Here is a 13,242-nt window from a genome sequence, read left to right as displayed (position 1 = left end):
CTTTCAGAATGACGTTGGGAAAGCACGGAGCTCACCGCAGCAAAGAACAGCTCTCCCCCTTGATAACCGCATTCAAATGCTTGGCAAATCATGTCAATAAAAGGGGGAGTTGGAGGGGGTTGTAGGCACCGAACCTAGCATTAAACCACCAACCCCACCTAACCTCCCCTTGGCTTCAACTTCGGGAGACTACAATTGTCATGCTGGTAAAGGGGAGGGACTGGTTCTGCATTTGTGGATTATTTTATTCACGTTGCAACATCACTACGCGCTTCAAGTAGATTATGAACACTCGTCTAGGCTCCTTCAGAATGACGTCGGGAAAGCACTGAGCTTACCGCAGCAAAGAAAACCCTCCCCCTTGATAACCACATTCAAATGCTTAGCAAACCATGCCGATAAAAGGGGGGAGTTGGAGGGGGTTGCAAGCTTCTAACTCAACGTTAAACAACCAACCCCACCTAACCTCCCCTTGGCTTCAACTTCGGGAAACTATAATAGTCGTGCTGGTAAAGGGGAGGGACTGGTTCTGCATTGGTGGATAATTTAATTCACAATGCAACATCCAACGCGCTTCAAGTAGATTCTGAATACTGGCCTAGGCTCCTTCAGAATGACGTCGGGAAAGCACGGATCTCACCGCAGCAAAGAACAGCCTCCCCCTTGATAACCACATTCAAATGCTTGGCAAACCATGTCAAGAAAAGGGGGAGTTGGAGGGGGTTGCAAGCGTAGAAACAAACCTCATCGCCCTTCATCTATTTGTCATCTTCTGGCTATAAATTTGTCATTGGAACGTAACACTCCAAAACTAAAGTTGGTATATACCATTTGGAGCGTGTGTTATGTCAACTAACCAACATTACCTAAATATCGAAAATGTAGTGAAGCAATTCGGACAGTTCACTGCATTAAAGAAAATCTCGCTAGCGATTGAGAAGGGCGAGTTTGTTTGTTTTCTTGGTCCTTCTGGCTGCGGTAAAACCACTCTGTTACGTGCCATTGCAGGTTTAGACTTGCCAACGTCTGGTGCGATTTTTCAAAACGGTCAAGAGACCACATTCTTACCACCAGAGAAGCGCGATTTCGGTATCGTATTCCAATCTTACGCGCTGTTTCCAAACCTAACTGTGCAAGAGAACATTGCGGTGGGTTTGAAGAACCAAGGTATGTCGACCAAAGAAGTGCTAGAGAAGGTGGACTACTGGTTAGAAACCATTGGTCTTCCAACCTCTGGTGAGAAATTCCCCAACCAACTTTCTGGTGGTCAACAACAACGTGTTGCTTTGGCTCGTGCATTGGCGCTATCTCCGGGTCTACTGCTACTTGATGAGCCATTATCAGCGCTGGATGCAAAAGTACGTGTTCACTTACGTGATGAGATTTGTAAGCTGCAACGCAAGCTTGGCATTACCACCATCATGGTTACGCACGATCAGGATGAAGCGTTGTCGATGGCGGATCGTATCGTGGTAATGAACCATGGTGTGATTGAGCAAGTCGGCACACCTCAAGAGATCTACCAACAACCAGCTACGCGCTTTGTCGCTGAGTTTGTCGGCAGCATGAACTTTATTGAAACCTCAGTAGCGACGGACTCCCAAGTGCGCATTGCAGAAACCTTGATGCCAGCGCCAAGCTTGACCAATCGTAAGATCCAACGTGGTGATCGCTTCGACCTTGCGGTGCGTCCTGAAAGTATCAAGTTCGTTGAAAACTACACCAACTCTTTACCAGTGCGAGTTACGGCTACCGAGTTTCTGGGGGCGTTTTTCCGCATTGATTGCGTATTGCAAAACGACAGCGCAACGAAAACCATCGTCGTGGATGTGCCTGTGGAAACGGTTCAAAAACTCAATATCAAAGCGGGCGATGTACGTTACATCCAGTTTGCTGAAGAAGGGCTGCATGGTTACGCCGTGCCCTCGGTTGATAAAGCACTAGCAGCGTAGGTGTAAACATGGATGCGAAGACAATGACGATGAATAGCCTAACTACGCAAGACAAAGCAAAATCCCTACTCGGACGTGTTAGCCGCGACAACCTTGTGTTGTTCGGTTTGCTCGCTGGTTTGTCGACTATGATGGTGCTGTTCATCTTAATGCCGCTTTGGGCAATGTTGACCAAGAGTGTGCAAAATGCCAATGGCGAATTTGTCGGATTGGCAAACTTTGCGACGTACTTTTCCTCTTCCAGCTTGTGGGTGTCGGTGGGAAACACCTTCACTTTGGGCGTGATTGTGACCTCGGTAGTGGGTGTGCTTGCGTTCGGTTATGCCTACGCGCTGACTCGTTCATGCATGCCGTTTAAAGGTTTGTTTCAAATCCTAGGTACTGCGCCAATCCTCGCGCCTTCGTTACTGCCAGCGATCAGTTTGATCTTCCTTTTCGGTAATCAAGGCATTGCCAAAGAGATGCTGTTAGGAAACTCGATTTACGGCGTGATTGGTATCTCGATGGGTTTGATCTTCTGGACCTTTCCTCATGCATTGATGATCTTAACCACTTCGCTGCGAACTTCAGATGCCCGCTTGTATGAAGCAGCCCGCGCACTGAAAACTTCACCCATCAAAACCTTCTTTATGGTGACGTTACCTGCGGCGAAATACGGTTTGATCAGTACGCTTATTGTCGTCTTTACGCTGGTTATCACGGACTTTGGTGTGCCGAAAGTGATTGGTGGAAGCTATAACGTTCTGGCGACTGACATCTTCAAGCAAGTTGTGGGACAGCAAAACTTTGCCATGGGTGCGGTTACCAGCATTATGCTTCTATTCCCTGCGGTAATGGCATTCGGCGCAGACCGCTGGGTACAGAAAAAGCAGAAGAGCTTATTCGACACACGTTCGGTGCCATATCAGCCAGAACCCAACAAAGCGCGCGACAGCATTTGTTTGGTTTACTGCAGTATCATTTCTATCGCAGTGTTGGCTGTGCTTGGCATGGCAGTGTATGGCTCGTTAGTTACGTTCTGGCCTTGGAACAAAGCGCTGACGCTAAATAACTACAACTTTGCCGAAATGAGCACTTACGGTTGGAGCCCATTCTTCAACTCGCTAACGCTGGCAGGTTGGACAGCGGTTATTGGTACAGCCATCATCTTTGTCGGTGCTTACTGCATTGAGAAAGGACGTGCGTTTGGTCCAATTCGTCAAGTGATGCAAATGCTTAGCGTGGTGCCAATGGCGGTTCCTGGTATGGTGCTTGGCTTGGGTTACATCTTTTACTTCAATGATGCGAACAATCCTTTGAACGTGCTTTATGGCACCATGGCATTCTTGGTAATTAACACGGTAGTCCATTACTACACAGTAGGTCACATGACTGCCCTGACAGCGCTAAAGCAGTTGCCATCGGAGATTGAAGCCACAGCGGCATCGGTGAAGCTTCCTCAATACAAGTTGTTCTTTAAAGTGACATTACCTGTGTGTTTACCTGCGATTTTGGACATTGCGACTTACTTGTTTGTTAATGCATTGACCACCACTTCTGCGGTAGTATTCCTTTACTCAACCGATACGATTCCGGCTTCGGTCTCGATTCTGAATATGGACGATGCAGGTCAAACTGGCGCTGCAGCGGCAATGGCCGTGATGATTATGATGGCTGCCGCAATTGCGAAGATTGTTCAGATGACTTTGGGTAAATTGTTAGAGAATCGCACACAAGCTTGGCGCAAAAGATAAGGACACTTCGTGCAATACGTAAAAATTAAAGATTCGATTGTTGAACAGATTGAAGCGGGCATGCTATCGCCGCGTCAAAAACTGCCAGCAGAGCGTAAGTTGGCGGAGTCGTTCGATACTACACGCGTTACTTTGCGTGAAGCTTTATCACTGCTAGAAGCAGAAGGTCGAATCTATCGCGAAGATCGCCGAGGTTGGTTTATCTCACCTGAGCCATTGCGTTACGACCCTACCCAAACGCTAAACTTCCCGAACATGGCGAAAGCGCAAAATCGCGTGCCAAAAACGGAGTTGGTCGCAGCAAAAGGGACGTTGGCAAACAAACAAGCCGCGCGCTTGCTGGACTTGCAACCTTTCTCGGACGTGTATCGAGTCGACCGTGTGCGATACCTTGAAGACAGACCTGTGGTATTCGTAACAAACTACATTCGCCCAGAGCTGTTTCCGAACCTGTTGGATTACGATTTATCAAATTCACTGACGGACATTTACCGCGATCATTATGGCGTGACGTATCAAAAGATTCGCTACCGCATTTCAACCAGTACTTTGTTGGGGGAAATGGCTCAGGCACTGCGCGCGACAGCCGGCACACCAGCGATGGTAGTGGAGCGCATCAACTACAACCAACACGGTGAGTTAATTGATTGCGATATCGAGTATTGGCGACACGATGCCATCAGCATTGAATCTCTTGCGGAACTCAATCGTTAAGTGGATTTTCTCATTATCTAAGGCTCCATCTCTGGGCCTTTATTTTATTCAGACAGGAACATTGAAATGGATTTGTTGGCGATTGGTCTCGTCGTTTTTTCTGCTGTTCTCCATGCGGGTTGGAATATCCTTGGTAAAAGCAATTCTGGCTCTGGGCTCGCGTTTACCATGGCGGCCAGCTTTTCTGCATGTTTCATTCTTACCCCTTATTTGATTTGGTATTTGGTAACTATTGGCTGGGCATCATTACCGAGTGAATTTTGGGGATTGCTGTTCATTAGCGGCATTTCACAAATGGTTTATCTGGTCGGTTTGATTGTCGCTTATAAGCACGCAGATGTGGGTGTGGTTTATCCGATTGCTCGGGCGCTGCCTGTGATGATGGTCGGTGCAATCAGTGTGGCAATGGGGCATGAGTTATCCAGTCAGCAGTGGCTTGGATTCCTGCTGATAACCCTTGGTTGTATGTTGGTACCACTGACGAATTTTCGTCAAATGACATTGGGTTCTTATTTAAATGTCGGTGTGTTCTGGGCATTAATTGCCGCAATAGGCACAACGGGTTACTCGGTGGTCGACAAAGAAGCGCTGAGTTTACTCACAGGACAAGCGTCAGAAATCTTGAATGATCAGTACAGTGCGATCTTCTACTTGGGTGTGCAGTTTTGGGCAATTGGTATTCCAGCCCTTGTATGGTGCTTAGCTACGGGCAAGCCAGATGAGATTAAGACAGCGTGGCAGATCCGCAAAACAGCCAGCATGGCAGGGGTAATGATGGCATCCACCTACGGCTTGGTGTTGTTTGCGATGACTATGACGGATAACGTGAGTTTGGTGGTGGCACTAAGGCAAATCAGTATCGTGTTTGGCTTGTTTATGGGAATTTGGTTTCTGTCTGAGAAATGGTATCTCACCCGAGGACTTGGCGTTACTTCTATCGTGGCGGGGATCATTCTTGCGTTGACGAACTGACTCATATTGATGAAAGAAAAAGGCAGCGACTCAGGCCATCGCTGCCTTTTTGTTTATTTGGATGGTGTTAGAAGCGAACTTGAGCGCCAAACATCACGCCGCCAGAATCAAAATCGCGGTTTTTGGAATACACGTATTCCGCATTTAAACCAAGGTGTTTGTAACTCCAGCCAATACCAGCCGCGGCTTCTCCGCCGATGCTCGACTCTTCGATATTTCGACTCTGCCCGTTTACTTTATAGGTGTACTCCAGTGTGTAGGCGGTGACGCCAGCTTTGCCGTACAACTCAAACCCTGCCCCAAGTGGATAGCTCGCATAGCCACTTAGCCTAGGCCCAGAAAAGCTGGTATCCGTGACCTCAGAAATTGGGCTGACAAGTATCGAGCCGATACCGTCAAAAGCGCCTTTAAAGCCCGCTTCGATACCAATGTTTTGCGTTAGCATGTATCGGTAGTAAACCTCACCGAGGAACATATCGCCGGACTCTTCGCTTGTTGGAGCATCGTAATTGACAACGCCGTAACCTAAATTTGTACCAACAATGTGTTTATTGGTTGTTGCGTGCACTGACAAAGAAAGAGTCGACAACACCAAAGCCGTCACGAGTGAATAACGCATGTGACTTTCTCCTTAGTTCTTTGGCTTTTTAGCCTTTTAGCCTTTTAGCTTTTTAGTACTTGTTCGAATGTGGCTTTGGTGTTGTCTAGCCATTCATAACGACGACGATACATCGAGCGTTTTGAGCGAGACATATCTTCGATATCACGTCTTGGGGCATTCACCGCAAGGGAGTAGAAGTTCCGGTCGAACTCTATCCCGCCCAACTCTTGCCAGAGTGCGTCATAGTCGGTTTTGATTCGTCCTTTGCTGTAGCGTCGCGCGGCGTAAGTGTGGGAGTCGGTTTTGACCGCCAAAATTGTTTCTACACCCCAGATTTGCGCCAGAATAGTCAGTAAACTCACCATCAGGCTTTTTGGACGTTGACCGTAAAGTTTACGTGTTAGCTTTTTGATTTTTGCGCTGCTGGTTTCATTACTGCGTGGACCTTGTAAGCCGCCAATCATGATGCAACGAGCGCCATTCTCGTGCCCGAGCGTAAAAGAGATAGTGTAAAAGTTTCCGTCTTCTTCGCTATGTAATACCAAGCTCATCTCACCTTCTTTTTGGTAGCGAGCTTCATAAACAAGTCGAACCGTATAGAGGATCTCATCAATCTCAAATGTCATCAGAGTTTGGCCTTTAGCATCGGTATAGATTTGTTCAATCAGCTCTGAAGAGAGCAGCTTCGACACTGTATTGTAGTGATCAACCACAAGTTCAGAGCGATCGATTGCTGGGCTATTTTTGATGATGTAAGGACGAAACGGCTTTTCTAAGAAACGATGCGTACGAGAACAAAGCATCTCTAGAAGTGACGCCTCAATATTGTCCGCCAGATAGTTGAATGACTTGCGATAGAACAGTGCACGCGCGATAAACTTAGCGCGGTATGTCCAAATAGGGTGATAGATCTCAGCGTACTCGTCTGAGTAAATGGTTTTGCTGTGATGAAGGATAGATTTATTCATGTCATTTCACTCCAGACTGGCTTTTCGGCGAGCCTAAGTTCGTTATCTGTGCAGTGCCTTGTTGGTCATGGTCGAAAAACACCAAAAGATAAAGAGGACGCCGAGGCATCAAAAGGTGGTGTTCTGGTGTCAGACGCAGTGCCATTACGATCGTTTTGAACGGTGTTCGTTTGTGCAGGATTCTAAGAGAAAAGGGGCAAGAGGTATTGTATGGCTTGGTAAGGGAGTGTCATGGCTGAGTGGCAAAGTAGCCATAAAGGTTTCTTTATAAGACAATAAAAGCTATTTAGTGACTGCTTTTTAAGATATTTTTATTATGAATAATAAATGGCAGTTTTATGCCTTACGTTTAATTAAAAATAACTTGAAAAATAATTGAATGTTTTTTGAAATTAATTTGACGAGCTAAAGGTCTCTATACGTAACCTACATTCATCGAGTATTTGGAACTCGATATTTTAAAAGGTAAGTAAGGAGCATATTATGAAACGTTTAATCTCTCTAGTCAGTCTTATCGTATTAACTGCCACTCCTGTCGCGGCATTCGCTGGTGGTTACCAATGGACGAATAACAGCAAAACGATCCAAGGTAATGTTGTGGATAGTAAGCAAGCTGCCTACGACATGGGCTTTGAAATGATTAAAAACTACCAAAGCAAGTCTTCTAAAGAGCTACGAGATGAGTTTAAGAGTGCATTTGATATGGTAGACCGTCAGTCGTTTTCCATTACTAATGCAAAAGTTACCGTTGATGAGTTTCTTCAAGATAACGGTCAGATTGCCTATCAACCAATATTGAATGTGAAATATGAATACCGCATGCGTGAGCCAGGTAATCGTTAATACATCTACTCGCTAGCAAAATATTTTGTTTTCAATATTATCGTTGCCATATATTTATTCTTATTGAATTTGGGGAGTTTTGCTCCCCTTTTTTATTATTTAAATATACATAATTATGGTGAATGAAATAAATGACTAATTTAGGTTTAATATTTTCTAACGCTCAGCGTCAGTTTTTCTAGCTCGTTGATGATTTGGATCGTTTGTAAAGTGGCAACAAAGCAACATTGTATGCGCACACTTACAAAGGATACGTAATGACTCACCCTTCATATTGGTTTAAGCAAGCGCTTGAAGCCGAGCAACCAGAAACCGCCAAACCACTTCAACAAAATATCCAAGCTGATGTCGCCATTGTTGGTGGTGGATACACTGGGCTCTGGACGGCAATCATGATCAAGCAACAATCGCCGGAGAAACACATAATAGTGGTTGAAAAAGGCTTGTGCGGTAGCGGTGCTTCCGGGGCTAATGGCGGTTGCATGCTGACATGGTCGACTAAGTTCCCTACATTAAAGCGTTTATTTGGTGAAGAACACGCAGCGTGGTTGGTGAAGGAATCGGAGCAAGCGGTATTGGAGATTGACGAATTCTGTCAGCAGTACAATATCGATGCGCAATTGTCGTTAAAAGGCGTCTACTACACGGCGACCAATCAGTCTCAGACGGGGGGAATGCAGCCAGTGGTAGACGAGTTAAAGCGTCTAGATGTGAACAGCTGGCGCCGCTGTCAATCTGAGGAATTGCGTGCCAATGCAGGATCGCCGCGCAATATAGAAGGCTTTCACTCTCCGGTTGCAGCCAGTGTTCAGCCTGCTTTGTTGGCGAGAGGATTAAGACGCGTCGCAATGGAGTTGGGTGTTGAGATCTATGAGAACACGCCGATGACGCGTTTAGATTATGGAAAACCTGCTACTGTTTCTACACCTAAAGGGAATATTCAAGCGCAGCAGGTGGTGTTGGCATTAAACGCTTGGATGGTGGAGCAGTTTAAGCAATTCAAAAGCAGTATCGTGGTGGTTTCTTCCGACATGGTGATCACCAAACCGCTTGGTGACGCGCTGACTCAATCTGGTTGGCAGTCAGGTTCTAGCGTGTTGGATTCACGTATCTTCGTCCACTATTACCGAGATACGCCAGATGGCCGTTTGATGTTGGGGAAAGGCGGCAATCAGTTCTCTTTCAACAACCAAGTCAACGCGATGTTCAACAAGCCAACGCGCTATCAAGATCTACTGCGTAAGTCGTTCGATAAGTTGTTCCCGCGTTTGAAAGGGGCTGAGTTCGCTTATTCATGGACAGGCGGTTCAGATCGCTCCGCAACTGGTTTTCCATTCTTCGGTGAGTTAGATAACCAAAGCAATATCTTTTATGGCTTTGGTTATTCGGGTAATGGGGTAGCGCAGACTCGAATGGGCGGAAAGATCTTATCTTCGTTGGTATTCGGAATCGAGAATGAATGGACGAAAAGCGGTTTAGCCAAAGGGCCGTTGGGGCATTTCCCGCCAGAGCCATTCCGATGGACAGGAGCAATGATGGTACGCAACGCGGTACGTCGAAAAGAGGAAGCAGAAGATAACGAGCAGACGCCATTCATCTGGGATAAGTGGCTAGCAAAACTCGCAGGACCAGCAGGCAAAGCGGATAAGCTCGACTAAACTGAATATTTTGATCGCAAACGGATAGGGAAGAAGTGAAAGTGTTAGAGGCACCTCTTCCCTTTGTGTTAGCCTCAGTCTTTCAAGCTCAGATGCAAAAGGTGAGTAATAAAATGAAAGTATTCAGCAACTTTGACAGCGGCAGCATTCACGTAGTGAAAGCGGACGACAAAAACGACATCCAACTCAAAATTCCTAACGACAACATGTCGGAATTCTACCAGTGGTTCCACTTCCGTCTAGAGACAGAAGCCGAGCAATCACACACCATCAAACTTCTTGATCTTGCGAAATCGGCTTACCCTGAAGGTTGGCAAGGTTACGACGTGGTTGCGTCTTACGATCGTGAAGAGTGGTTCCGAGTACCGGCAGAGTTCGATGGCGACACGCTGACTTTCACTGTTATCCCTGAGCGCAGCTCAATTTACTTTGCGTACTTTGCACCTTACACGTACGACCGTCACCTAGACCTGTTACACATGGCACAAAGCGCGCACCACTGCCAACTAGAGACGCTTGGCCATACGCTAGATGGCAATGACATGAGCTTGCTTACTTTCGGTGAACCAGAAGAAGGCAAAAAGAAAATCTGGATGATTGCACGTCAGCACCCAGGTGAGACGATGGCGGAATGGTTCATGGAAGGCATGATCCAACGTCTGCTTGATGAGAACGACACGGTTGCACGTGCATTGCTTGAAAAAGCAGTACTTTACGTTGTACCAAACATGAACCCAGACGGCGGTGTGCGTGGTCACCTACGTACTAACGCGGTTGGCGTAAACCTAAACCGTGAGTGGCAAACGCCATCAATGGAAAAGAGTCCTGAAGTCTTCTTGGTTCGTGAGCGCATGCTAGAAACTGGCGTGGATATGTTCCTAGATATTCATGGTGATGAAGCTATCCCGTACAACTTCGTGGCGGGCTCTGAAGGTATTCCTTCTTATGACGAAGGCATGGCTGAGTTGGAAAACGCGTTTAAACAAGCACTTCTGACGATTACACCAGAGTTCCAAGACGAGATCGGTTACGATAAAGATGAACCGGGTAAAGCGAACCTAACCGTTGGCTCTAACTGGGTGGCAGAGCAATTCAAGTGTTTGTCTTACACCATTGAAATGCCATTCAAAGACAATAACAACCATCCAGACCCACTTTACGGCTGGTCTCCGGAACGTAGTGTGCTGTTTGGCCAAGATGTATTGGCGGCAACGTTGGCGGTTTCCGACAAGATTTAAAGCAATTAGTTCACAGCCTGCTTTTTGTAGGCTGTGTTTTTTGTGCGTTTTTTCCTACCTCAATGTCTGGTGACTGTAAATTTTTTCGCCAATAAAAACAAAAAACCTTCAGTTTCTGGTGCTTATGTGGCTATCGATAAAAAAAACTAATCGTCACGATAAGAAATCTAATTTATGAAAGCGAAGGTTGTTCTGTTAAAGTCTGTTTTGAGATTTATGTCACAAAAGTTATCTCATCTCAATCATTTAGCAATCTTATGCTTTAGCGCCCTTTGTAGGCACAGTAGCTAAAAATAAAATATAGCTGCTATGTACTATTGCGCCTAGCTTAGGATAATTCGCATTTTGGTGTTCTGTTTTTGGAACGATTTGTCCGTTTTGTTTGTGCTCTGAATCATTCGGAATGCGCCAAACAATCGGAGTTTCGGATCTGAGCTCTGAGAAAAATGCTTGAAGATAAGTGCTCATTCCAGATGTCTGATGACGTTTTGATTGAGACCAATGGCATAGTTTTTAATCACTCGAAACAGTGTAGGTTCTGACTTGCGTGATGGCAGCTGTATAGTTGTGGATAGTAGTCGGGTCGCCTTCGCATTAAAGGTAAAATAATGAAAAAAATCGCTCTTGCAGTGGCTACCATTCTAGCTGGTGGCGTAATGTCGAATGTTGCTCTTGCTGATACTTACGTTGGCGGTAAACTAGGTTACAACGCACTAAACGACGCTTGTCACCTTGACGCTCCATGTGATGACGATAGCTTCGCAGCTGGCATGCACATCGGTTACAACTTCAACGAATACGTTGCTGCTGAATACGGCGTTGATTACCTAGGTAACTTCACAGCTAACTTCAACAAAGCTGGTCTAAACACAGTAGATGGCGACCTATGGGCAATCACTCTTGCTCCTAAGTTCAACCTACCACTAACAGATTCTTGGAACCTATTTGCTAAAGTAGGTGCTGCATACATGATGGCTGGTGACGAGAAAGATTTCGTACCAACTGGCTCTCTAGGTGCTGAATACCAAATCAACTACAACTGGAGCCTACGTGCTGAGTACCAACGTTACCAAGATATGTCTGACGACATCATCAACGATATGGACGCAGACTTCTTCGGTATTGGCTTCAACTACAAGTTCGGTTCTGAGCCAGTAGTTCAAGAAGAAGTAGTTGAAACTCGTCCAGCGACTCGCATCGTTGAAAACGAGTACCCAGCTCAAACTACAACTCTACAGTTCGGCCTAGAAAGTGCAGAAGTACAAGATGCATCTTCTCTAAACGGCACTGTTGAGCTAATGAACACTTACCCACAAGCTCAAGTTGAAATCACTGGTTACAGTGACACAACAGGTTCTGAAGCTTACAACCAAGAGCTAACTGAGAAGCGTGCACAAGCAGTTGCTGACCAGTTCCAAGCTGAAGGTATCGCAGCAGACCGTATGACTGTTAAAGGTATGGGTGAAGCGAACCCAGTAGAAAGCAATGAAACTCGTCAAGGTCGTGAAGCGAACCGTCGTGTAGAAGTTGTTGTTCCTGCGTTCCAATACCAAACTGAAGAAGCTGCTCAATAATTCTTTATTGAATTAGCTACTTTGAAAGCCAGCGTCTAACGCTGGCTTTTTTGTATCCTTTCATTTATCTGTCATAGCCCCGTCATAGTATTTTCTTACTTGTTCGCGTGGAGCCTGACATGCAAAACTTACCACCTTTAAATTCCCTTAAAGCGTTCGAAGCCACAGCACGCTTGCAAAGCTTTACCAAAGCGGCAGAAGAACTCAATGTCACACGTGCTGCCGTCAGTCAGCAAGTGAAATCCTTGGAAGTTTATCTCGATGCGACCTTGTTTGAGCGCAATGGAGCTAAGCTACTTTTGACACAAGCCGCACACGATTATTTGCCTGTCGTTAGTCATGTATTTCAAAGTCTTTCTGTGGCGACTCTGCACTTGTTCTCACGTCAAAGGCACACTCAATTAACCTTACATGTTGCACACAGTTTTTGTGTCCAGTGGTTGATACCTCGCCTAGCCGATTTTCATCGTCAGTACCCTGACATTCGGTTTAAGATTTCGACGACGGCCAATGCTGTACCGAGTAGCAGCGATATTGCTGATGTCGAAATTATCAACGGGTATGGGAACTGGCAGTCAAAACAAGCTGTAAAGTTGACGGATGAAAACTGGATTGTGGTAGCCAGTCCTGGCTTCTTACATCTCAACCCAATGTCGAATTTGTCTGAATTGGCACATACTGCCAAGCTGGCGACGGGTGGGTATCAGGAAACATGGCAATCTTGGTTTGCTTATCATGGTTATCAAGGGAGACTGGCTCCAATGGTCGCAGAATTCGAGCACTCTTTATTATCGATTGAAGCGGCGGTGAATCAGTTAGGGGTATTATTGGTGAGAGACTTCTTGGTTGACGAACATCTGCGACAAGGAAGCTTGGTTCGCATAGGGGAGTGGTCCATGCCGAGCCGTGGTGCGCATTATATGATGGTCAAACACGGAGAAAAACCACATGTTGATGCGTTTACCAAATGGTTATTGAACAGTTTATGA

Annotated in this window: 11 protein-coding genes; 9 read left to right on the top strand and 2 right to left on the bottom strand. The window is 46.0% G+C overall.

The features are described from left to right. Window positions 1–845 precede the first annotated feature (845 nt). From VJL_RS06310 to VJL_RS06295, 4 genes are all read left to right on the top strand, one after another. The gene (locus VJL_RS06310) at window positions 846–1,952 is read left to right on the top strand and encodes a putative 2-aminoethylphosphonate ABC transporter ATP-binding protein (protein WP_038876529.1); all 1,107 of its coding nucleotides are present in this window, start codon (window positions 846–848) and stop codon (window positions 1,950–1,952) included. 8 nt (window positions 1,953–1,960) lie between these two features. Beyond that, a complete protein-coding gene (locus VJL_RS06305) occupies window positions 1,961–3,685 on the top strand; it encodes a putative 2-aminoethylphosphonate ABC transporter permease subunit (protein WP_005442364.1) in 1,725 nt (574 codons plus the stop codon). A gap of 9 nt (window positions 3,686–3,694) precedes the next feature. Beyond that, complete coding sequence (gene phnR, locus VJL_RS06300; RefSeq protein WP_005442366.1) at window positions 3,695–4,399, top strand: phosphonate utilization transcriptional regulator PhnR; 705 nt, start codon at window positions 3,695–3,697, stop codon at window positions 4,397–4,399. A gap of 66 nt (window positions 4,400–4,465) precedes the next feature. Beyond that, complete coding sequence (locus VJL_RS06295) at window positions 4,466–5,371, top strand: EamA family transporter (protein ID WP_038876526.1); 906 nt, start codon at window positions 4,466–4,468, stop codon at window positions 5,369–5,371. 67 nt (window positions 5,372–5,438) lie between these two features. Here the strand turns inward: VJL_RS06295 and VJL_RS06290 are convergent, their stop codons facing one another. Then, entirely contained in the window at window positions 5,439–5,990 is a 552-nt protein-coding gene (locus tag VJL_RS06290; RefSeq protein WP_038876525.1) for an outer membrane beta-barrel protein, read from the bottom strand. 44 nt (window positions 5,991–6,034) lie between these two features. Continuing rightward, entirely contained in the window at window positions 6,035–6,940 is a 906-nt protein-coding gene (locus VJL_RS06285) for a VirK/YbjX family protein (RefSeq protein ID WP_038876521.1), read from the bottom strand. Window positions 6,941–7,423: 483 nt separating this feature from the next. On the opposite strand from VJL_RS06285, the gene VJL_RS06280 reads away from it, so the two are divergent. The 5 genes from VJL_RS06280 to VJL_RS06260 all read left to right on the top strand — a co-directional run bounded on the left by VJL_RS06280 (window position 7,424) and on the right by VJL_RS06260 (window position 13,242). Next, entirely contained in the window at window positions 7,424–7,783 is a 360-nt protein-coding gene (locus VJL_RS06280; protein ID WP_038868241.1) for a DUF3316 domain-containing protein, read from the top strand. Between the two features lie 257 nt (window positions 7,784–8,040). Then, on the top strand, window positions 8,041–9,441 hold the full coding sequence (locus tag VJL_RS06275; RefSeq protein ID WP_038868244.1) for an FAD-dependent oxidoreductase: 1,401 nt from the start codon (window positions 8,041–8,043) through the stop codon (window positions 9,439–9,441). Window positions 9,442–9,554: 113 nt separating this feature from the next. Next, window positions 9,555–10,679, top strand: a complete 1,125-nt coding sequence (locus tag VJL_RS06270) for a M14 family metallopeptidase (RefSeq protein WP_009705048.1) — start codon at window positions 9,555–9,557, stop codon at window positions 10,677–10,679. A gap of 608 nt (window positions 10,680–11,287) precedes the next feature. Further along, window positions 11,288–12,253 (top strand): outer membrane beta-barrel protein, encoded by a 966-nt coding sequence (locus VJL_RS06265; RefSeq protein ID WP_038868247.1) that lies wholly within the window; start codon window positions 11,288–11,290, stop codon window positions 12,251–12,253. Window positions 12,254–12,372: 119 nt separating this feature from the next. Beyond that, window positions 12,373–13,242, top strand: coding sequence for a LysR substrate-binding domain-containing protein (locus VJL_RS06260; RefSeq protein ID WP_038868249.1), 870 nt, complete (start codon window positions 12,373–12,375; stop codon window positions 13,240–13,242).

It is taken from the genome of Vibrio jasicida CAIM 1864 = LMG 25398 (assembly GCF_000400365.1).
GTDB lineage: Bacteria > Pseudomonadota > Gammaproteobacteria > Enterobacterales > Vibrionaceae > Vibrio > Vibrio jasicida.
The sequence above is the reverse complement of the archived record's forward strand: the minus strand, read 5'-3'. Positions and strand labels throughout refer to the sequence as shown.